Genomic DNA, 22,797 nt, shown 5'->3' with positions numbered 1-22,797 from the left:
TCAAGTCTTCATTTTGGAACTAAAATCGTTTTTATAACAGGTTTCGAATTTTTATGTGGTATAGACATTAGATGAAAGATAGTATCGTCTGATCTTACTAATATCGTAAACTTGGTAATTTATAAATATGAATTAATGGAGATGTATTATGAAAGATAAAAAATACTTTAATTTTTACAAACTTTGGCTAGGACAGTCTATAAGTTTGTTAGGTACCCAGTTTACATTAGTAGCTTTGCCTCTTTTTGCATTAGAGGTGCTAGAAACAAGTGAGGCGAATGCTGCCTTGCTTCGTGGGATTATATTCACACCCTACCTAATTTTCGGATTAGTAGCCGGTGCTTTGATAGACATCCTTCATAGAAAAAAAGTTTTGCTAATTTGTAGTATATGTCAAGGCGTTTTATTTTTATCAGTATTCATACTGGCTGTAACAAATACAATAACGTTCCCTTTATTGGTGTTTCTTATATTTTTAAATGGAATATTTACCACTTTTTACAATATTACAATTCCTTCTTTCTTACCGGAAATATTAACAGATAAAGATAACTTAAAAAAAGGAAATGCTCAACTAGCCCTTTCGGAGTCTCTTTCTATAGTAATTGGTCCTATGCTAGCAGGAATCGTTATTACTCTAGTTGGATTAACAGGCTCATTCACTGTTGACGCAGTAACGTATTTTGTTTGTTTTGTGTGTGTATTATTTATTTCAAGGTTTAAACCGCATACAGAGGGCTCTTTAAAAAACGTAAATATAAAATCCATATATAAAAACATATATGAAGGTTTGATATATTTTAAAAACCACCCTGTATTGGAACCAATTGTAAGCTGTGGCGCTGTTTACGGTTTTTTTAAATACATACTAAATAGCATTTTAGTAATATTCCTTTATAAGGTAATGGGTCTATCTGAACTTGAAATAGGCTTTGTTGTAGGTTCGGCAGCGGTGGGATTTTTAATAGGCAATACGATACTCGTAAAAAAAAGTCAACAAATTAATAATACAAAAATGCTTATTTATAGCGCTACTGTATCAGTTATAGGTCTGTCCTTTATACCTGTAATGGGATATTTTGGAACTATTTACGGTATAGTGGCTGTAAGTATCATACATGGTATTGGAGAAGGTGTATTTGCCCCTTACGCTGCAACCATACGACAACTTGCCTCACCAAGTCACATGCTAGGCAGAGTAAACGCTGTACAGCGTACGCTTAATTGGGGAGCTTGGGCATTAGGAAGTTTTGCTAGTGCATTTTTAGTTTCTATATTTGGGCTTCAAACTACGTTATTTATAGGGGGCTTCGGAACAACATTATGTTTAATAGTGTTGTTAAGGCGAGGCGTATTAAAAGGAACCAACATTGAATATACGAGTTCAATTTAGAGGAGATGATTATGATGTATAAGGTATTAAAAGGAACTGACATAGAAAATACACCACACGTTTTATTTATAGGGGGATGGACAAAGCCTATACAAGATGCTTTAGACAGGGGGTATACTGTTTCGTATATAGGGTCTTACACTAAACACATATATTTCGATGGAACTATCTTAGAAAAGTGTTTCTATAAAAAAGAAATAGACACAACAAACATACCCGTGTGTGTGTACTATGCTGAAGAATTGTACAAAGAGAAACCGTTTGATGTGGTTGTATCTTTCAACGAAGTAGCCTTAGATACGGCTTGCATAATTGCAAAAATTTTTAATGTTAAAGGATTTTCTTACAACGCAAATATGATAACCCGCAATAAAGACATGATGCGTGAAATTCTAGCAGGCAAAGACTTTTCGATAGATTCGATAGTTTGCAACAACATAAAAGACATTGATGAATTTTTAAACAAAAAAGATAGTATTATAATAAAGCCCCTGATTGGCGCAGGTGGTAAAGGGTTATCTAAGCTAGACATGGGAGATGACGTAGAGGTATTTATTAAAGATAACGGTATTCAACTACCTATTTTAGTGGAAGAGTACGTTGAAGGTGACGTAGTTTATACAGTCGAAGCCGTTTCTTATAACAAAAAACATTCTATACTAGCTATATCAGCTGAAATATTTAAAGAAGATACGTTTATAATAAACTATACTATTATGCCGGCACCTATAGATGAATCTCAAAAAAAATTAATCATTGAGAAAGTAATGCTATTTTTGGACGACATGCAACTGGAAGACGGCATTACTCATACAGAGGTAAAGATAGACAAACAAAATAAGCCAATAATCATAGAGTCTCAAGTCAGGATAGGTGGCGGTAATATTTGGAAAATGGTAGAACTAACAACCGGCATATCTCAATTTGGATTCTATTATGATGCGTTAGCTACTAAGACCATAGATGAATTTAGATGTGTACCTTCAAAATGTCAAGCTATGTCTAAAAGCTTGATTCCAAAACCAGGTTGCTTAAAAGAAATCAAGTATAAAGGGTTAGCTAACATATCCGAGGTCGTATTAATTGATCTATTAGTAAAAGAGGGCGACACCATACCAACTATTGTAGACAGTACTCAACGCAAAGGATATATATTATTTACGGCTAATGATATAAAACATATGTACGAAGTTGCAGATAAAATATGTGACAATATAACGTTTGTTTATCAGGATTTGTCAGAATGGAAACCTTCTTTTGAAAAAATATTTAAAAAGGAATGTGGCACATGACTGGTCTATGTCAAGAAAAAGGACAATTTAAACCACGTGTGTCTATTAACCAAAAAATTAAAAGACTAGTCTCGTGAATAAGTTCATAGCTTTTCAAAAAAGAAACCATTTCAGAAAACCAATCGATGGGTAAGTTGCTTTCAAGGAATATTCTTTGAAAAGAAACAAAGGATAGTGTTTGGAAAACACACCTTCCTGCTGTTTTGGTATAAAGCCATCTTAATAACACAAAAGCGATTAATGCAGCGAACAGCTGATTAAAGACGGTATTTTTTGTTGTCCCAAATAAAATAGGAACATTTAAGTTCTATTTGCCCCAACGAAAAAAGGTTTTTCTATTGTAAAGGATATTAGGGGAAGGGAAACCAACTAGACTACTATGTTAACTCAAATTTATAAATTTTTGCGAGAGATCACCATTTTCGGTGCTCTCTTAACACAATCTAGTTAACATAACAAAATTATCATGTATTTATGCAACTTATAACGAAATCATTGAATACTATATACTCTAAGAATGTATGATAAAATGAAGAAAAATAGGGAAGAGGTGTACTTTATTGATGAAAACCATTTCTGCTAAAGAACTACATGAGAGAATACAGGAAAAAGAAGTTATGATTTTAGATGTACGAGCACATGAGAAGTATGAACAAAATAATATTGCTGAGCTTAACGTACACAGTATCAATATTCCTAAGACAGAAATCTTTCAATTAGAAGATGAGTCTGACACATTAGCGTCATTACCAAAAGATAGAGAAATCATTGTAACATGTACGACAGGAAATTCTGCAAGAAAATGCGCAACTATTTTGGCAGATAAAGAATACCAAGTTACGTTATTAGAAGGCGGGATTACGGCTTGGGACGAATATAAAAACAGCCATAATGAAGACTAAGTGTGAGATTTTAATCTATTAACCCAATAGCTTTTAAATACATACCCTGAACAACACTTATCTGATTAGTGTTGTTCTTTTTTTTCAATCATGTTTTATCCTTATAATACAATAGTATTCAATGAAAAAATATATTCATCTGAAGATGCTTTTGTTATAATCCTTTAAGTACTAAGAAGTAAAAAGTAGGTGAGTACCATCGATATTATTGAAACGCGGGTGCGAGGTTTTATAGAAGACATCCAGCATCCAAACCAAAAGAAAAAGGTTAATATTAATGATCTAGAATATCAATTGGAGCAACAAATTGAAGCTTATTTCGATATGGATGGTTATACATTGTTTTATTCCGCTATTGAGAAATTAGAAGTGGAAGGTCAACTTACACCGGTTAAAAATTCGCAACAAAACGGTAAATCACCAAGTCTATCATTATATTATTGGGTGAATGTAAAAAAGGTCAATACACAATGGAATCGACTTGACATGTTAAAACTGAGCAACCAGTTTGATTTCTCTTATTATGAGGATCATCCAGAGTGGCAGACTCAAGATGAATGGAAACGAATCGAAAATCTATATACTTTCCTTCAGTCTTCAACAGAACGGCCAATGGTATCATTAGAGGAAAGAAGTATAGAGCTCTTTGGACATGAAAAATTTCTAACTGATGAACAGTTATTTCCTGAAGGAAAAGAATTTTTAAATCGGATTGGCGTAGCTATAGAATTTTTAAAATGTACAAAGCTTGATGAACCTTTTGTATTTTGGTTAAAGGTTGGGAAGGAAATTAAAGATATAAAGCGAGTATTAATTGTAGAGAAACTTTCTTTTTTCCATACATGTGTACATCTTCTTGAAACTGGGGCACTTGATTATGAGCCAGAGCTAATCATCTATGGCGATGGTAAAAAAATTGAGAGAAGCTTCTCTTTTTTCTTTCAAATGTTTCCAGAGCAAGAGTATCTATTCTACTATGTTGGCGATATTGATGCTGAAAGTTTCAGCAGTCTTAGCTGTTTAATAAAAGACAATAGTGAATATTGTATTCAACCTGCTTTAAAAATTTATCGTAAAATGCTTGAGTGTGTAGGACAAGCTGTTCATTCGATTAAACAAACAAAAAATATAGAACATCGAAATGACTTTTATAAGTGGTTTACTGATGAGGAACAAGAAATTTTGATTCAATTATGGCAAGAAAAACAGCGTATACCACTTGAAGTGCTAACAATCGAAACATGGAGGCGATGGATGTGAACGAGTCATGGGAGGGATTTGCCCAGCGAATGAAACGCTTAAATCCATTGTTCGAACTTGGAAAAGGAATGGAAATTGGCGAATTAAAACCTTATATTCAGACCATTCTAATGCAAGTACTTCTCACCATTTTTTACCGTGAATTAAATGATGATGATAGTAGAAGAAAGTCAGATATTACACATTTGGTAGAAGATACTATTAAACAGATGAAATTATCATGTGATGATAAACAGTTGGAACGTATAACAAGTGGATTACTATATCAAGGAAAAGAAGAATACAGCAAACCGTTTGAAGCCTTATATTTTAATGAGATTAGACAAGAATGGCAAACGCAGGTATTCCGTTATGTAACGATGGATGAATTATATACCAATCTAGAAATGGGTGGGTCTATTGTTTATAAGTTAACTGATGTTGCACAGGAAATGATTTTCATGAGTCGTGAAATGGCTGAAGAATTTTCTATTTCAATTGAACAATTGTATAGTATTCAACTAATTAAAAATGGGAATTTCCGAAAAGCTACGCGCAATCTTGATCATCTGATCTCACGTGTAAATCGTTTAATGACGAAAGAATATTCCTTCCAAAAAGAAATGATGAACAATCCAAAAATATTAATGTTTGAACAAGATAGACAACGTGAAGATAATCGTGGTGAAATTGAGCAACAATTTGAAGAAGAAAAAAGTCATTTTCGTACAATTTCTTCTATGCTAGATAAAGCAAAGCTTAATGAAGTAAATAGTGTGGTCCAAAAAGAATTATTATTTCTTCAAGAAAAAATTGAACATACAAGACAGCTGCATGATCGGTTTGCTAAATTGGTCATTCAAAATATATCCTTCGAAATGAAATTAAAAGTGGAAAATCCATCTCTGTTCTGGGAAAACAGTATTGTTTCATTCCGAGAGCAAATTTATGATCAGTGGTTGATGAAAGAAGGCGTTCAAGACTTTTCTGTCGTCGAACGAATTTTATCCCCACTATTCTCACCAAAAAACGAATTCAGTCTACCTCTTGATTGGATATGGGGAGAGCAAGAATTAGTTGAGAGACAAATGGTTGATGAACTGAATGAAGAGGAAGAAGCGGAAGAATTGTTGGAAAGAAAAATAACTGACTGGTCTTCAGTCGTATATGCATGGAGTCATGTGTTTGATCATTTACAACGATTCGGAGAGTTCTCTTTAGCCGATCTTGCGCAATTGCCAAATGAGATTCAAGACGAATGGTTTAAGGAAAGTGAAACATTGGATTTATGGATGATGTTTGATAAAAAGCCTCTTCACGTTCAAGTAGAAAACCGCAAGGAAGAAACGATTACCGATGAAAGAGAAAGGCTAATACTTAAACTGATGAATGAATACCCTCAATTCTTATCGTTTGAAGGTAGCAATATTTATACAAAATTTGATCATCGTGCAGAGCCATTCATTTGGTATCGAACAAAAATTACGCCCTTTAAAATATGTATTCAGGAGGAAAATAGATGAACGCAGAAATAATCAAAAAAGCATCTGCTGTTTACTTTGCCTTATTAAAGAACAAGGTTATTGACGAAAACAGTGAGCATTTTCAAATCTATTACGAACCTGATGTTAGACAAACCGTACTAATGCTCGCGGATGAATCAGGTACATATATTATTGAATCACCAAAACGCATTCATCTTGTTGTACAGCCAACTGGCTCAGTATTTGCTACAAATTTCACACATATGAAAGAGAAACATAGACAAGTAGAAAGCAAGAAACATTTTCATTTAATAAGTGTTATTATTATGGCGTTTCTAGCAATCATCGATCGAAACCAAGCAGCGAAGATACGCACAAAGCGTGAAGGTGTCACATTCTACGCGCTTGAGCGTCAAGTAAATGAACTTGTTGTGAATTGGGTTAATATTTTAAAGGAACAACCGTCATTTGGTACAGAACAAATGTTAGATATGGATGAAATCGTTACGACGTGGATGCATATGGAAGTGGAAGTAGATGAGACAGGTTTTCGAAAAGGAAACAGAAGAACGCGAATCGGTTTAATTACAAATGCCATGCGTCTATTAGAAGTAGAGGGATTAATAGTGATTCTAGATCGAGAAGACATTCCGAAAGCATTACCTAAAACAGAACTATTCGAACGAATCGAATACTTATATCACGATTATGATCGCTACGAACTTTTGAAAGAACTAATGACAACGAAGGAGGATAAGCATGCCGAAAATCCATCGAATTAGAATAGTAGGTCTTAAATATGACGGTATGCAAAAACAATATCAAGATACCACTTTCGATTTTCATAATGAAATCACATCTACAAATGGATTAATTGCTTTGATGAACGGTGGCGGAAAGGGTGTCTTTTTACAGACAATCTTTCAAGTACTAAAGCCTGGTACATCATGGGGAAAACAGAACAACCGTTACTATCAACAATTCTTCTTTAATAAGAAAGAACAGTTTGTACCATATACGTTTCATGTATTAATAGAATGGGAGCTTGACGGAGCAGATCATAGACATCTTGTAACTGGTGGAATGTTCTCAGCTGAACAACGTTTTTCAATAAATGAAGAAGTGCAAAATGATCATTCTTCAATAGAAAGTGAAGCGAAAATTACGCCAGATATTACTTTTTATGCAAGGGAATTTGAACGTAAAGGAGATGTTGCGCTTGAGCATATCCCTTTATATGAAAATGGTGAAGTAGCAAATACAGAGGAACTGAAAGACTATTTTAAATGGAATGGATATGATGTGTATCGTGATGTTAAAAAACATTATCGTATTCTTGATACATATGGCATCAATCGAAAAGATTGGGATATCATGAAAGACATCAACAAAGATGAGGGTGGAGTTGGAAAATACTTTGAAGGGGCAGAGGATGATCATTCACTGTTTCAAAAGCGAATCATTCCTACTATTAGTCAAGTATTACACCGCGCAGAGCATCAAAAGAATGACTTGGTAGATATTTTTAAAAGTCAAGCAAGTATTGCAAAAGATTTACCGATTCTTCTTAAGAGAGAGCAAGCTCATAAAGAGTTCTTAGAAGATATTGTTCCATTTGAACACCAAATTGCAGTAAGCGTTGAGCATGAAGAAACTGTACAAAACAGCACAAAGGAAGGGCAACAACTCCTTGGTGCGTTAGACCATGTCATACAAATCGAAAAAAATACTCTTACCTCACTGGAACAAGAGATTGATAAATTACAAAAATGCACTACCGATTTACGCTTTGAAAAAGATAATCTAGAGTACGCTAAAGCTTTTCGTGAGATACAGAAATGGGAAAAACAATTAGGCCTAGAAAAGGAAAAACATCAAAGCATACAAGAAAAAGTAATTGAAAAGCATGAGAAAAAAGAGCAGTTAGCGTTTGCACTCTTAATGAAAGAATGGAGTGAAATTGAACAGACAATTACCTCCCTATCACAACAGATTGAAAAGCTTGAACAAAATAGTGGATTAGAGCAAGTAAATCAACGTATGGAAGAAATTAAGAGAGAAGCTATAAAAGAATGGGAAGATGCTTATCAAGCAATTCAACGAGAAAATAAGCAATATCACAACTATCAAATTTTTATAGACAAAAAAGGAAAAGAGCTAGCCTCAATCGATAAACAAAAAACGAAAGAAATAGCTCAGCTTGATTCAGAAATAGATAGCTTATACAGCCAAATTCATACCTCTGAAACGAAAGAAGTCGAACTGATCAAGTTGTTTGGAGATCGTTTAACTTACGACTTAAAAGGTTTAATGGAGAGTATCCAAGATAAAAGTAAAACATATAGTCAGGAATTAGATTCGTTAAAAGCAGATGAAAAAACGTCAAGAGAAAATCAATATAAGGTTTCACTTAAATTAGGTGAATTGCGTCAATCCTTGCAGCATTTGAACAAGAAGTGCCAAGAATTGACTGACATGTATAGTAAACAGAAGCAGAAAGAAGATGCATTGCTTACTAAGCTTCAAGGATTATTAGATGATGCTGTTGGTCCATTTACACAAGCCCTGCTATCTAAATATGCTACAGGAGTAGAAGCATTTCTTAAGCAAAACCGTGAGCAAAGTGAACAACTAAAAAAAGAATTATGGGAAATGCAACTCGACCATTATTTAAATGATGAAAACTATTGGATTGCCAACCAAGATGTAAAAGAATTAAAAGAAACTATCGATGAAAAAACAGGAATTGACGTGTTCTATGGATCACAGTTCCTCCAATCACTAACAGACGAAGAACGACTTCAATACTTAGACATGTATCCACTTCTTCCATTTGGATTAGTCGTTAGTCAACATCAATGGGAAAAAATTAATCAACAAGTTCTAGCAAGTAGAATGTTTAAGAGCCCAGTACCTGTTTATATGCGTGAAGAAATGACAGGAACAACGCAACAATCTTTCGTTATCATAAATGGTGATGAAAGAGGATTATTCACGAGTAAAAATGCGTTTATAAAATGGAAAGCATCTATTGCTGAACAAATCGAAGACAAAAAGGATACGTTAATCGAATTAGAGAAAACAGAATCTTCATTACGTCATATTTTAAAAGAAATTGATCGACTTGCCGCAAGCGAGCTGTGTTCAGAAATTGATACATTATTAAAAAATGAAGAAATTGCAATTTCAGAAACAAAAGCGGAACTCTTTACAATTGAGAAAGAAGAAGAAAAAGAAAAAGAAAAGCAAGTTCTGCTTCGAGAACGAACAGATCAAACACAAAAAATTATTGAAAAAAGTGCGAAAGAAGCAGAAACTCTAATTACTTTCGAGAAAGAAAAAAGCGACAACCAAGAAAACAAGCGAGTGAAAGAAGAGAAAGAAAAGAAAAAAGTGCAGCTTCTTACACAACAGTCTGATGTAGAAAAAGAACACCAGCATATGCTTCAGTTGCAAAAAGAATGGAATCAGACCTATCTTGAATGGAAGCTCTCGCTTGAACAAGATATAAAGGAAATTGCGAGATTTATTGAAAATGCTATATTTCCACCTAATAATAAAGCGGAAAAGAGTGAGGAAGTTCCGCAGTTATCAACTCACATCTTAGGTGAAATAAAAGGTAGTATTGCCGAACTAAATCAGCTTCAGAAATCAAAAGAAGAACAGGCGCAAGAATTATTAGCAATTCAAGCAACTGTTAAAGCAGAACAAAAGCAACAGACTAAATTAGAAAAAAAATTACGTTCTTATCATGAAGAGTGGAAAGACATCCCTGTTGCAGAAGAGCCAATTCGTATATTGGAAGAGATGCATCAAACAGCTCATAAAGAAGCAAAAGAAGTGGAAAAAGAAGAACGAGCACAAAGTACTGCAGTAACCGTTGCAGAAACTTCTTTAGAGCACGCGAAGGTACAATGCGAAAAGACAGAAAAAAAAGTAGCAAAGCATGAAAAACAACCAGAACCATGGGAAGATGCTGATCTGGATATTAAAGAAACGGAAATTAAAGATCAAACAAAAATAACGAAGGACGCTTTAAAGAAAGCAGAAAAGAAACATAAAGAAACGGAAGCTAACATAACTGCTTACGAAGGTGACAAACTTACATTATCAGTCATTCTTAAGCAAGAAGCTTCTACTTTTAAGGCGTCACATCTTGAACAAATACAAAAACAAGGAAAATCGTGTATTTTAAACTGGTGTGAATCGCATCAAAATGTACAAGAGGAAAAACAAGCAAAACATTTAAAACTAGAACAATCTCTACGTAGGTTAAAATTAACGATAGAAGCAAAGGATTGGGAATTACGCTTCAAAAATGAAGTATTAACTTCACTTGATCATATGGATACTCGTCATTATGAGCATATCCAAACGATCGTGAAAAATATGAAACGATTCTCATACAGCGGCCTGGAACAACTAGATCGTGATAAAGAGCGTGCAGAAAAAGCACAAGATTTCTGGGCAAGCCGTGCCAGTATGAAAGTGATGAGTATTGCTGACTCCATTCGTTCCATGATTGCTAAAATGAAAATTAAAAATGAGCGAGGAGCATTTCCTCTTGTTCAACTAAAAGAAGATATTCTTCCAAGGAAAGCAGAAGAAGTTGAGCCTCTTTTAAAGCAGCACTTTGTCTCAGCTATCGACAAAATTACATGTCAATATGAAACGATTGATGACAACAATAAATCACTTGAAATTGAAATCAAACAATTAATTGGTGATGAACAAATACTGTTTGTTGCATTACGTAATCGTTATCCTGAATTGCTGGTATACAATATGCGTACTGATAATGCATTTATGTATGGAAAACCACAAAAAGAACATTATTCAACATGGCAAACAATTAACCAAGGATCAAGAACGAAATCAGATGGAAGTGGTGGACAAAAACTTTCTGCCCGTATGGTAATGATGATGATGTTATTATCGGTTAAAAGTGAAACTGATAACAATTGGGTTCCACTAGTTTGTGATAATCCTTTCGGGCAAGCTGCATCAGCCCATGTTCTCGATCCAATCTTCGCAGTTGCAGATAAATTAAAATTTCAGCTAATCGTTGTGACGCCACCAGAGCTGGTAAAAACAGAAATTAGTCAGCGATTTGACGCGTATTACAAATTAGACTTTATTCGCGAAAAAGGAAAAGAAATAGTGACTGAAACAGTAGTGCCAGCTTATCGTATTTACCAAGGTGAAGAAGTGATTCAATAAAGTGAAACTTTAATCGGTGGTGGTGTTTGTCCATCCACCACCGATTATTAGTTGAACCAATCGGGTTCTTACAGGCGCTTTATCTCCCACGTAAACATATTCGATTTCACTTTCGTTATGAAGTGGGCGTCTTAGCGCCAGTTAGAACGGGATAAATCAACAGTTTCAAGTGTGTTAAAAATAAAAACGGCATTGCGTATAAAATACACAATGTCGTTTTTGTTTTTAGTATTTTTATAGTTCAACTCACAAGAGACAGGCGTATGTGAATAGAAGTTAATTTGCTGGAGAGATTTCATCAGACTGGATGAATGCTTTATAGATATAATCAGGAAAGAATTCTTTAATAAATAATTGTGCTAATTCATGATCTGTGGAATATAGGTAATTTAATATTTCTGGGAAAAATGGATTATTTGGAAAATGGTTATTACTAGCATAATCATCATAAATTGAAAGCGTTTTCTTTAACATGCTGGTTACAACGTCAGAAGGGAAAGTATCCATCCATAAATCTGCTTTTTCACCTGCAGTTAAACCCTCTTGCTCAAATTTTACATAAATTTTTGCATCAATTTTGTACATAATTTTCACCTCATAATTAAGATATATAAGAAAATGTCTAACTAAAAAATAGTATAGTGGGTAAATGTGATAAATTAATGGTCAAATCTACTTTTTGCGAAATACGTAAAATTACCAATTACCCCTTGTTCGATAGATTATTGAGATAATTTAGTAGTTTTACAAGGTTAATATTTAACCAGCAATCTTTGGTTGTAAAGAAGAAAACGTTTTCTATTATATTATTTTAACATAACTGTAATTTAATGAAAACAGATAAGTTAAGTTGGACGTACAAAAGGAACTTTTTTCGTGATTCCATTTTCATATTTATATAATACATTAATCAAAAAATCAAGACATTAGCGACATAAAAATAGAATGTTAGCACCAGTATGACCTATGGAAAATCCTATTGAAAGTCGATGAGGAGATGTAAATCCTTTCTACAGATGTTCATTACAAAACAATTCTGCAGTTATCGGATAAGATGAATTTAAAACGCCACCCTGGGCTTTATTTTCTATGTAGCCTAAGGTGGTGTTACTATTTCATTTAACAAATAACACAAAATGTGTTTCATTTCTAAGATTTTAAATCTCTCATATTATGCAATTTGAATGAAACGCTAATACAAAGAATAGAAACTCCGATACATAACCACATGTACTTTACATCAAGACCTTCATGAAGAATTGTTTTTCCTTCAAAATACTTAAATGGTGTGAAATATCGTAAGAAATCTGCTTTTTCACTTAGATCAGCGAAAATTGACATAAACAAGCAGGCCATAACAACACCAAACGAGATGTTTCCGGCTAATTTCGTTCTTTTAGTAAAGAAGGAGATTAGCAACCCAATACTAAAAAATAATAGTTGAATAAAGAGAAGGCCCGCCATCATCGGTAATAAATCATAAGCTATGTTCGTTTTATCTATTAATTTAACAAGTAAAACACTATACATAAAGGTAACAGCGTTCAGTAGAAACATATTAATCATACATACCAATAGTTTTTGACTTAATATTTGGGATCGTTTCATTCCCTTCACATATAAAAATTCGAACGTCTTGTCTCGTTCTTCTTTTGAGAATATTGAAGTACCCAAACTGGAAGCATGAAACGCCGCAATAACAGCAATATATAAGAAAATAACGGAAAAGATACCCGTAATATTTGAGAAATCTACCAATCCCACACCGAACAAAGCTTGCATTGACTTTGGTGTTTGTTCTAATAATTCAGTCATCGATTGACCGCTATCATTTGTCATACCAATCGATTTAGCAACGCTAATTCCGATTAAAACCATCATGCCAATTAACCAAAGACATAATGATTTGAAATTTACTTTCCACTCATGAAACAATAAACTCATATGTTTTCTCCTCCTTAAAGCATATATGCCGTTCTGATAATCGGTGAGGGAAGATGGCTATTTTTCATTGATACAAGATTCACTTAATATCTTTTGTTTTGTACAGGTAAAACCCAAGAACAATAAAGACTATTGTTAAAACCATTCCTGCAATAAACGTAGATAATTCATATGAGTGATGCTCCACAATATAACTAGGATTTAAATAACTCATTGGGGATGCAAACTTTAAAGCAGTATCGTTATACATATTAGCAACCATTTCAAGAGAGAAAAACAATGCTCCTAGACCAATGCCTAATGTAACCGGTGATTTAATCTTATTGAAAAGACACCCCATAAAGAAACCGAAACCAAGAAACATTATTTGCGTAAAGAAAAGAGCACCAACCAATAAGAAAAAAACATTCCAATCGATCTCTTCTACATACGAAATAGCTGCAAAGTAAGTAACTAAAACATAAACAAGATTTGTAAATATAATACTAATAAAAACAGAAATAAATTTTTCACCTAAAATTTGCATTCTATTCACTGGTTTTGTAAAAAGAAAATCGCTTGTCTTTCGAGTTTTTTCTTTCGAAATAACAGTAATCCCTAGAATAAGAGCTTGAATCGCTCCGACAAATATTAAATAGACAACGCAAAAGCTATAAAAACCATTGAACGTTTCTATACCAGCGTTTCCTAAACCGAATGCTTTTAATACTTCAGGTGGGTAGTTGGCCATGATCGTTTTAAGTGCTTCCACATCGCTTGTATATGCGGGAAATATTGAAATGAAAATGAACCCGAGCAGTGATAGAGCAGTAGTCCAAACGATTGTAGATTTAAAGTTGGTTTTCATTTCATATTTTAGAACATTCATAAGTTCTTCCTCCCTTATTCCTTGTCATAATAATGCATGAATATCTCTTCTAAATCAGGTTCTGATAAATCGAGATTGATTAAAGAAAGGGTACTTATTGTTGCAACAAGTTCATTGATATTGCCTTTAAAGATAAAGGAAGCATGTGTTCCTTTCACATGAAGCTGCGTAACTCCATCCATCTTAAATAAACCTTTATCGATGGGTGTTGACGCTTCTAGTGTGATTTTTTTATAGCTGTTTTCTCTTAGAGCAGCTATTGACTCAAGTTTGATAATTTTCCCATCTTTTATAAACCCAACACGGTCACAAAGTTTTTGAACCTCCGATAAAATATGAGATGAAAAGAAAATAGTAGCTCCTTTTTTATTCTCTTCTTTAATGAGTTCAAAAAATTTATTTTGCATCAATGGGTCTAATCCACCAGTCGGTTCATCCAAGATAATTAATTTTGGGCTGTGTAATAAGCCCTGGATTATACCTACTTTCTTTCTGTTCCCAAACGATAGATCATCTATTTTTTTGTTTGGATCAAGCTCTAAAATTTCGCATAATTCTTTCATTCTAGCCGTGCAATCTTTATCATAAAAAGAAGCGGAGTACTTTAATAAGTCTTTAACTTTCATATTGTCATAGTAAAAGACTTCACTCGGTAGGTACCCAATCTCTTTAGCAATTTCACTTGCATGTTTAATACAGTCCTTTCCAAATATTGAAGCCGAGCCACTAGTAGGATATATAAGAGATAGCAATGTACGTATAGTAGTTGATTTTCCAGCACCATTTGGTCCAAGTAATGCATAAATGCCTTCTGTAAGTTCACAATCTATTTTTTTCAATGCATAAAAATCTTTATACTGTTTAGAAACGTTCTCAATTTTTAACATTATGCTTCTTTCCTCCGCGTCTGTATTTTTTTATTGATAACATACATTGTAAAGATTAAAAATACATACCAAACACCTAAATAAATTATGTCGATGTTTTTACTCACCCAAATTTCTAATAGTTCCCCTCTAATTAAGTAAGAAAAAAAGCCTTTATCTAGGAGCCAGGGAAATGATAATACGTCTACCATAGAAACTCTTATAATGTAATTAAGGCCGAATAACAAACCACAAATAAGGATTGATATATTATGTGACTTAAAATTACTACATATTTGCGCAGCAAAAATAGCAAATAGTACAGCTCCACCTGTGATTATTACATACTGCATGATCACATATTTAAATAGATTCATATCAAATGGAACTATTAATGGCTGCTTCACTTTCGTAAAGATAAGTGGTATTAAAAATTGAATGATTGTTAAAAGAAAAGTTTGAAATGAAATAAATATACTCACTGCTTTTATACGTGTTACAAATAGAGTTCTTTTACCAAGCTTAGTTGTATTAAAGACTTCCTCCGTATGTTCTTCGATATCAATAGAGAATAGTCTCGTTGTAATCAAGAGGATAATCATTCCTAATGTTAGCGAACCTAGCTTGTCCCAAAAATTAAACGCTTGTTGTACGCTTGATTCGGACGAATGGAATAAAATAAAACTCCAAAGTGCACAAACAATAATCAAAATGGGGAATAAGAATCTATTTAGAACGAGTTTTTTCAGTTCAAACTTTAACATCTGGCTTTCCTTCTATACACGTATATATTCAAAATAATAAGTATAATAATTGGCACAAAAAGATATATCATCAGTTTCCATAGCTCATTAATATGCGTTTTATCTATAAAGAAAAAACTCAACATCCCGTTATAACCATACCTATACAAGGAAGTTATATAGTGTCCAATTATATTGGTACTCAAAAACGTTTCAATAAACTTATCATACAATTCAAAAGCCGCAAAAACTCCCCCACAAATAGCCATGACTAGTACACTTCGTTTAACCAGAATTGAAATCAGAAAAACAAATAGTCCAAAAGAGCAGCTCGCTATCACCATGTACACATATTCATATATTAGATATTGCCAATTAGTCCATTCTCCTATTCCTAATTTAATTGGTATGTTAGGAGAATAATATGATTGAGATAAAGAGATATTTCCTCCATCTATGGAATATATGTAGCCATTAATTAAAATAGATAGTCCATAAAAATAAGAAACCACCACGGCGCAGTAAATAAACAAAGCAACTATTTTTGCAATAACCAACCTATTAAGTCCAAACTTATATGTCTTTAATAGTTCATCTATTCCACTCTCGCCTTCAATAGGAATAATTCTTGAACCCCCTACCACAATCATAATTGCAACCATCCAAAAACCGATATAAGGCATAAAATCATGAATCGCTTTCCAAAATGGGAAATCAAATTGACCTGGGAAATAAGCATTATTAGAAAGAACGAGAAGCAAAAACCCTGTACACATAAAAGCTGCTATATAAATTTCTTTAAACTTACTAATCTTTCTTAGTTCAATTAATTCAAGCTTCATCCCTTACCGAATCCTTTCTAGTAAAATGGAATAATCTATTGAGTTGGAAAACCATTACTACAATCAAAAGAAGATTTAATGAAATATAAAAAGTGATATTTAAATGTAATATGAAATTACCAACAGATGATGATAATGATGCAAACCCAAAGAAAACCCAAATCAAAAAAGAAACAAACATTATATTTCCACTCCGATTTATAGTTGTAATCATTAAGAGTGCGACTGAAAAGAGTAATATAGGTGTAAGCCCCCAAATAATTAATGAAAAGAGTCCATGAATCCCTGGATTATTGCCCCAAATCATAAATTGAATAAGAAGCAATGTAAAAAACGCAATGGATGTTACTATTATTACGACCACTCTTGAAAAAAGCATTTGGAAATAGGAATATTTAAATGTCTTTTCAAGTTCTATCATAATTAGGTCACTTCTACCAAACAGATTCCAAAAGCCCACAAATAGAGGCAAAGGTGTAGTGAAAAATAGAAGTAAATATTCATTTACATTTGACTCCAGCAATGGAATAAACAAAAGTAAAAGGACCATTAAAATACTAAATTGAAGTTTACCTTTTTCAAACAGTTCCTTTAACGCTTTTCTGAATAATTTATTCAATGTATGTAATGGACTTGGCTGAACTTGAAGAGATAAATATCCTCTTAATATTTCAATAGTTTGTTCTTGACTCTCTTCTAATGGAATATCAACTTTATAGGAATCTAATAATTGTTTCACTTCTTCCTCTGGGTGAAAGTCTTTATTTCTCTTCATTTTTAATCACGCTCCTTTATATATTTTTGAAGTTTTTGCAGTCCTTGATATAGTCTTGATTTGACGGTTGAAGTTGTAACGTCTGTTACTTGCGCAATTTCTTTTGCAGTTAGCTCATGATAGTACCTTAATATGAGAGTACTTTTCTGCATTTCGGGTAATCGATTCAATAATTCTTTCGCTACATTTTTTTCCACTATCTTGGTGGTAAAGTCTTGTTCGATGAGATTTTCTTGATTACAATCGCCTTCCAGTACTTCCTTTCCATAACGCTTAAAACTGTTCATACATTTATTATGGGCAATAGTAAATAACCATGATTTAAATCTCCCCTGCTCCCGATAATCGGGCAGAGCCTTCATCATAGCAATGAAGACATCTTGTGTAACATCACGAGCATCTTCATAGGACCCAAGTACACGAAATGTATAATGAAAGATTTCCTTATAATATCTGTTAATAAGGTCTTCCATTGCGGATGTAGACCCTTTTTTTATTTCTTTTATCAGTGCAAAGTCATCTTTCAATGTATCGATCCTCCCTTTAGTATTAAAACAACTCAACTGCTTAAAAGGATTTAAGAATTTGAAATTTTTTATATACTATTAGAATAACGTAAGGTACAAGTTTAATGAAAAGGATAGAAATTTTAAAATCATGTAAAACCAATCTTATATACAACTATGTAACCAAACATGGATTGTTTAATTAAATAATCAATTGGGATTTAGAATGTACTCCCTTTGTACCAATCACTTATTTTTAGGGGCTGACAAGATCAGCACGAAATTGCACAGCTTGCTATGTCAGAATACATGGATTGTTCAAGCAGGCAAATACCCTGACACACAGAAAGAAGCTTTAAAGCATTTTATTTTTTGTCATTATGTACTAGAAGGCAATCCACCACTTTGACATTATGCAGATAATTTAATGAAGCATGATGTTTTGTATTTTTGTTGGATTGTTGGATTTTAATAATCACGATTGGAATAGAATGTGCTTATTGGAGTGAATGTTATCACGTTCCTGATAAGGAAAAGGATTGTATGAAATGGTAGAATATGTTTTAGATACATTGAATGAGAGGATAGGGGGAAGTTTGGCGTGCAATTACAAGAACATAATCGAATCAAGCTGGAGCAGCAATTGAAGGATAATGGTTTTGAACATGCGATAAACTATTTGATGGAGACGACGCGTCAAGGGGTGCGTTGTGCCAAAGCTGACGAGACAGATTACACAAAGCCTGGGCGTTCGCGTGTTGGTGGTGATCCAGACCTACCTCCACAATTTACATGGCCTCTTACATCAGATGGGACACCAATGACCTTTTTAGTTCAATTGAATATGCGTGATGTGGCGAAGCACGATGCTAATGAATTGTTGCCGAAGACAGGAATGTTGTCTTTTTTTCTTGGGATTGATGAGCCAGCATACAATATTGAACATCGGGTCATATGGTTCGATGAGACAGAGGTACTAACGGCTGTCCGTCGTGAGCCATCAGGCGAAACTGCGTTAGAAGGTTCTTACGTTGGCTATGACCTAGAATCGCGTCCAACACTGGAGCCGCCAGCCTATGCTTACATTGATGATGAGCAGATAGAGAATTTTGACGATTATGATGATTTACTTTATGAGATTCGAGACGAAGAAGATGACGATATCATTCAGCTTTTCGGTTATCCGACAGGACAGCATGATGATTCGGAATACGAAGCAGCATTGATGGTGTTAACTGGTGAAGAATACGAGTATAATTCGGATAAAGCATTGGAGAAGATTGCGGCACATTACGGTGGAAATAAGATGAAGGCGGAGCAGGAAGTCGCAGATATGCAGATGTTGCTGGAACTGGAAACTGATGATGAAGTTGGCTTCTGCTGGTGGGACGCAGGGGTACTGCACTTCTTTATTCGTAAGGAGGATTTAATTGCAGGGCGGTTTTACCGTACCTACTGTTCGCTTTATTCCAGCTAAATCAATTAATGAAATACAAATAACCTTCTAAAGTAGATAAGAACAGATTGTTAGATCAATGAGAAGCAGAAATACCAATACGTCTAGTTATTACTGCAATGTATAAGATGTATAATCATTTTCAAAAGCTTTATCCATTGTACTTTCGTTCCGTTTAAATAATGTTGCACAGCAAGAATTTTTTCTTAAACCGTAAAGTTGCACATAAGAAAAGCACCTCCAAATTGTTAGATTGAGTGTCTAACATTTGGGGTGCAGTTCATTATCACGGGTGGTTTTGACTTTAAAGTTGATATTAAAATCTTATGATTTAACTTGGCCTATAATATCTTTAAGCCCAATAGCAACCTTATTTACCATATTATCTGCCTCAATATATTCCCCTTTATACATGCAAATTAGCGGCCTGATAACGTACATATTAACGTTTTCCTGGCTAGATACTACTTCTAAAGGCAAAAAATATGTAGTAGCTGTGACTCCATCGGTATAAGTAGTAGTACATAGATTTCCATTAAAACTTTTTTCAACTTCCTCATGCTCTGTCCAGCCAGCTTTATAAAGTGCATTCCCTTTTGTTAATTGCCCCTCTGAAAAATCAACAAATCCGCATGTTAAAAATGGAATTTTATTTTCTAGGCCATCAATACTACCATCGAACATTATGTTAATTCCTACTCCCTTCATTACATTGGGTTTTCTAATATAAACTCTTTGTAAAAAATATGGTAGCCAATATTTTGAGTAAAGGTAATGCTTTGATTTATTCAGCATTACACTTCCATCACCAACAGCCTCAAACTCTTCATTAATCAACATATCATTTATTACACTAATCAATTTACTTGTCTCATCGCATATTTTTTGCATCATGTCATAAATATCCTTTATCTCTCTCCCTGTAGCCAAAACAACTATTCCCCCATCCAAAAATACTGTTTTACGTTTTTTTGCGTTATTGCTTTAATTCCAGAAAAAAGTTGTTGATCATACTCTATAACACTTTCTTCCCAGAAAAAGAACTTTTGTGAATTAATATATAAATGAAGATTACTAAAACCATAGAATGGAATAAGTTTCTTTTTATAAAGTAAATCCTTTAAATCAGCTAATAAAAACCGCATAGCTGGTGCATAGGCCCAATTTTCATTAGCATTGACTTCTTCTATTACATCAATAATACACATCCAGTTTACCCAATAAAAATGTTTATAGGGTTGGATACCATGCTGTTTCTTTTCCAATATTTTAAATGATTCATCAAAGTCCTTTTTTGGCAGCGCATAATGAGACGTTACATAGAAAAGGTAACGATTCCCATATGATTCCGTAAATTTTTCTCTCACCAAACGATTTTCTATGTGTATATTTCCTTCCTGCAGTTCCTTATATAATTCTGCAAGTTGGTCACCATCCATATGATCTTTAATATTAGTTTGCTCTTCTTCACGTAATAGATTACTCTTACCTGAAGTATACTTTGACTCTATTAATAAGGATATTGTCGAGCCGCCTTTTTTTGTTAGTACTATTAGTAAATCAGGTTCCCTGTTTAACTTGATTGTCCTTGGCCAAAATATATATTCTGCTTCCTCCACATCGGACAAGAAATCTGGATTTGATTTATCTACTGCTCTCACAGCTCTTTTTAGAAAGGGAATTAAACCTTTATTTGGGACTAGATATCTAAAGGTTGAAAACACATCGGAGGTCAGTAAATCCTCCATTCGTTCAAAAGGAGAAAGCTTACCATGAATTTCGGCTATAGTCATTTTTTGTCCTCCATACCTATAAATGTAAGTAAGGATTTTTCACAGCCTTACTTTTACTAATTAAAGATATTCCTAGAAATAAAAAGATAACTTTTATCTTAATCTAGTTTGATGTGGATTAATTATTACCATATCCAGTTTGGAATGTTTTAGCCACTTCAGAAACGATAGTATCATATTTTTCCTTTTCACTTGATGGGTAGGTAATAATTAATGTATTTATAGACTCATCAGTAATAATACCCTTTTGATAGGTAATATTCCCATTACTTAAATAAGAAACAACATACCAATTATCACTTACTTTTTGATAAGAAATGGTACCAGAGATATCTAAAAGAGCACGATTGTAGTACGTCTGGATTGTTTCATTCTCTTCAATAATATTGATATTCGAACCGTAGGCTAAAATGCTACATTCGCCATTAGAAAATTCTCTCCCATCATTATTTGCAGGAGCTTTACCAGGCGTGAAGAAATTAGGATATTTCACGGTGAAACCAAATCTTTCATTTGTGTATGTATTATAAGAAATTGTTTCGGATTTTTCTTCTTCTGGTTCGTTAACGGGTTGTTGTTTTGGGCTAGTTGCAACAGCGACTTGTTCCCTTTTCTTTTCATTTAAAAGGTCTGCTGTTTCTTTAAGTTTTTTTGACAAATCACTGTCATCGCCTATTAAGTTTTCTAATGTTTCTAATTTACTTTCAGCACTTTCGAATTCTTTATCAGCAATTAAAGTTCGGATTTTTTCAAGTTCTAGCTTAAAGCCTAATTCCTGTTGACCTTTATCTATTTGCTCTTTTAAATCATTTAAGTCAGATAATACATAATCCACCTTAACATCTTTCATACTCTCAATCGCTTTTATGTATGATGAAGCTTGTTCATAGTCTTCATCGTTAATTGCATTTTTTGTTTGATTAATTAACTTAGCTTGTTCTATGTATTTCTCTGCTTCCTTTTTATCATCCTTAACTTTCAAAGCATCTTCGAAATAAGTGGTTGCTTCAGAATACTTCTGTTCCTTCAATAATTCTAAGCCTTTTTCTAAAGACTGGTCATCTTCATTTCCTGAACAACCAGATAGCAGTGAGAGTGATACTCCTATATAAATTAAACTTTTTACTATCTTCATAAGATCCTCCAATTTTATTTCATTATCACCTAACTGTTTTTATAGCGAACAGCAATGTACTTTACTCCCAATATACAATTATTCCACAAATTAAAAATAAACCCAAATGTTATAATTATTTGACTCTTTTTAAACTTTTTTTGAATACACTAAAATAAACTACAAAAAAGCTATCTAGATGATAGCCCAAACCATACGGTATTCACCGTTTAATTTATTCAGGTGGTAATTAAATGTTTTCTTTACTTATACAATCGTTTAAAATCTTTGCTTATACAGGATTGCTTTAACTTTTTATTTTTCAGTAAATATTTAATATCAGAGCTATTATCATATGAA

Annotated in this window: 19 protein-coding genes and 1 pseudogene; 8 read left to right on the top strand and 12 right to left on the bottom strand. The window is 33.4% G+C overall.

Annotated elements, in window-relative coordinates; translation table 11 throughout:
• The first annotated feature begins 148 nt into the window (after positions 1-148).
• From V7014_RS15135 to V7014_RS15105, 7 genes are all read left to right on the top strand, one after another.
• Positions 149-1,393: an MFS transporter gene (locus V7014_RS15135; RefSeq protein WP_335508268.1), complete on the top strand. Its 1,245-nt coding sequence runs from the start codon at positions 149-151 to the stop codon at positions 1,391-1,393.
• 14 nt (positions 1,394-1,407) lie between these two features.
• Entirely contained in the window at positions 1,408-2,685 is a 1,278-nt protein-coding gene (locus V7014_RS15130; protein ID WP_335508267.1) for an ATP-grasp domain-containing protein, read from the top strand.
• A gap of 563 nt (positions 2,686-3,248) precedes the next feature.
• On the top strand, positions 3,249-3,587 hold the full coding sequence (locus V7014_RS15125; RefSeq protein ID WP_335508283.1) for a rhodanese-like domain-containing protein: 339 nt from the start codon (positions 3,249-3,251) through the stop codon (positions 3,585-3,587).
• 189 nt (positions 3,588-3,776) lie between these two features.
• Positions 3,777-4,847: a permease gene (locus V7014_RS15120; protein ID WP_335508266.1), complete on the top strand. Its 1,071-nt coding sequence runs from the start codon at positions 3,777-3,779 to the stop codon at positions 4,845-4,847.
• A complete protein-coding gene (locus tag V7014_RS15115) occupies positions 4,838-6,349 on the top strand; it encodes a hypothetical protein (protein WP_335508282.1) in 1,512 nt (503 codons plus the stop codon). Before V7014_RS15120 ends, V7014_RS15115 begins: the two co-directional genes overlap by 10 nt.
• The gene (locus tag V7014_RS15110; RefSeq protein ID WP_335508265.1) at positions 6,346-7,092 is read left to right on the top strand and encodes a DUF6063 family protein; all 747 of its coding nucleotides are present in this window, start codon (positions 6,346-6,348) and stop codon (positions 7,090-7,092) included. Before V7014_RS15115 ends, V7014_RS15110 begins: the two co-directional genes overlap by 4 nt.
• A complete protein-coding gene (locus V7014_RS15105) occupies positions 7,070-11,530 on the top strand; it encodes a hypothetical protein (RefSeq protein ID WP_335508264.1) in 4,461 nt (1,486 codons plus the stop codon). The genes V7014_RS15110 and V7014_RS15105 overlap by 23 nt, the downstream gene beginning before the upstream one ends.
• A gap of 276 nt (positions 11,531-11,806) precedes the next feature.
• Here the strand turns inward: V7014_RS15105 and V7014_RS15100 are convergent, their stop codons facing one another.
• From V7014_RS15100 to V7014_RS15065, 8 genes are all read right to left on the bottom strand, one after another.
• On the bottom strand, positions 11,807-12,115 hold the full coding sequence (locus V7014_RS15100) for a hypothetical protein (protein WP_335508263.1): 309 nt from the start codon (positions 12,113-12,115) through the stop codon (positions 11,807-11,809).
• Positions 12,116-12,679: 564 nt separating this feature from the next.
• Positions 12,680-13,474 carry an ABC transporter permease subunit gene (locus V7014_RS15095; protein ID WP_335508262.1) on the bottom strand — a complete coding sequence of 265 codons (795 nt, stop codon included), beginning with the start codon at positions 13,472-13,474 and terminating at the stop codon, positions 12,680-12,682.
• A 79-nt stretch (positions 13,475-13,553) separates the two neighbouring features.
• The gene (locus V7014_RS15090) at positions 13,554-14,342 is read right to left on the bottom strand and encodes an ABC transporter permease subunit (RefSeq protein WP_335508261.1); all 789 of its coding nucleotides are present in this window, start codon (positions 14,340-14,342) and stop codon (positions 13,554-13,556) included.
• Between the two features lie 14 nt (positions 14,343-14,356).
• Positions 14,357-15,229 carry an ABC transporter ATP-binding protein gene (locus tag V7014_RS15085; RefSeq protein WP_335508260.1) on the bottom strand — a complete coding sequence of 291 codons (873 nt, stop codon included), beginning with the start codon at positions 15,227-15,229 and terminating at the stop codon, positions 14,357-14,359.
• Positions 15,229-15,972 (bottom strand): hypothetical protein, encoded by a 744-nt coding sequence (locus V7014_RS15080; RefSeq protein ID WP_335508259.1) that lies wholly within the window; start codon positions 15,970-15,972, stop codon positions 15,229-15,231. Before V7014_RS15080 ends, V7014_RS15085 begins: the two co-directional genes overlap by 1 nt.
• Complete coding sequence (locus V7014_RS15075) at positions 15,966-16,793, bottom strand: hypothetical protein (RefSeq protein ID WP_335508258.1); 828 nt, start codon at positions 16,791-16,793, stop codon at positions 15,966-15,968. The genes V7014_RS15080 and V7014_RS15075 overlap by 7 nt, the downstream gene beginning before the upstream one ends.
• A complete protein-coding gene (locus V7014_RS15070; protein WP_335508257.1) occupies positions 16,783-17,568 on the bottom strand; it encodes a hypothetical protein in 786 nt (261 codons plus the stop codon). The genes V7014_RS15075 and V7014_RS15070 overlap by 11 nt, the downstream gene beginning before the upstream one ends.
• Before the next feature lie 2 nt (positions 17,569-17,570).
• On the bottom strand, positions 17,571-18,095 hold the full coding sequence (locus V7014_RS15065; protein WP_335508256.1) for an RNA polymerase sigma factor: 525 nt from the start codon (positions 18,093-18,095) through the stop codon (positions 17,571-17,573).
• 580 nt (positions 18,096-18,675) lie between these two features.
• Here V7014_RS15065 and V7014_RS15060 point away from each other — a divergent pair.
• Positions 18,676-19,551, top strand: a complete 876-nt coding sequence (locus V7014_RS15060) for a YwqG family protein (RefSeq protein WP_335508255.1) — start codon at positions 18,676-18,678, stop codon at positions 19,549-19,551.
• A gap of 303 nt (positions 19,552-19,854) precedes the next feature.
• Here V7014_RS15060 and V7014_RS15055 read toward each other — a convergent pair whose 3' ends face one another.
• The 4 genes and pseudogenes from V7014_RS15055 to V7014_RS15040 form a co-directional block, all read right to left on the bottom strand.
• A complete protein-coding gene (locus V7014_RS15055; protein WP_335508254.1) occupies positions 19,855-20,460 on the bottom strand; it encodes a hypothetical protein in 606 nt (201 codons plus the stop codon).
• A 5-nt stretch (positions 20,461-20,465) separates the two neighbouring features.
• The gene (locus V7014_RS15050; protein WP_335508253.1) at positions 20,466-21,323 is read right to left on the bottom strand and encodes a hypothetical protein; all 858 of its coding nucleotides are present in this window, start codon (positions 21,321-21,323) and stop codon (positions 20,466-20,468) included.
• A gap of 118 nt (positions 21,324-21,441) precedes the next feature.
• On the bottom strand, positions 21,442-22,458 hold the full coding sequence (locus V7014_RS15045; protein ID WP_335508252.1) for a hypothetical protein: 1,017 nt from the start codon (positions 22,456-22,458) through the stop codon (positions 21,442-21,444).
• 242 nt (positions 22,459-22,700) lie between these two features.
• Positions 22,701-22,797, bottom strand: a pseudogene (locus V7014_RS15040) (general stress protein); the annotation flags it as partial.

This window comes from Bacillus sp. JJ722, assembly GCF_036963345.1.
In the GTDB taxonomy this organism is placed as follows: Bacteria; Bacillota; Bacilli; order Bacillales; family DSM-1321; genus Bacillus_AD.
Note: the sequence above shows the minus strand (reverse complement) of the source record. Positions and strands in the feature narration are given on the sequence as shown.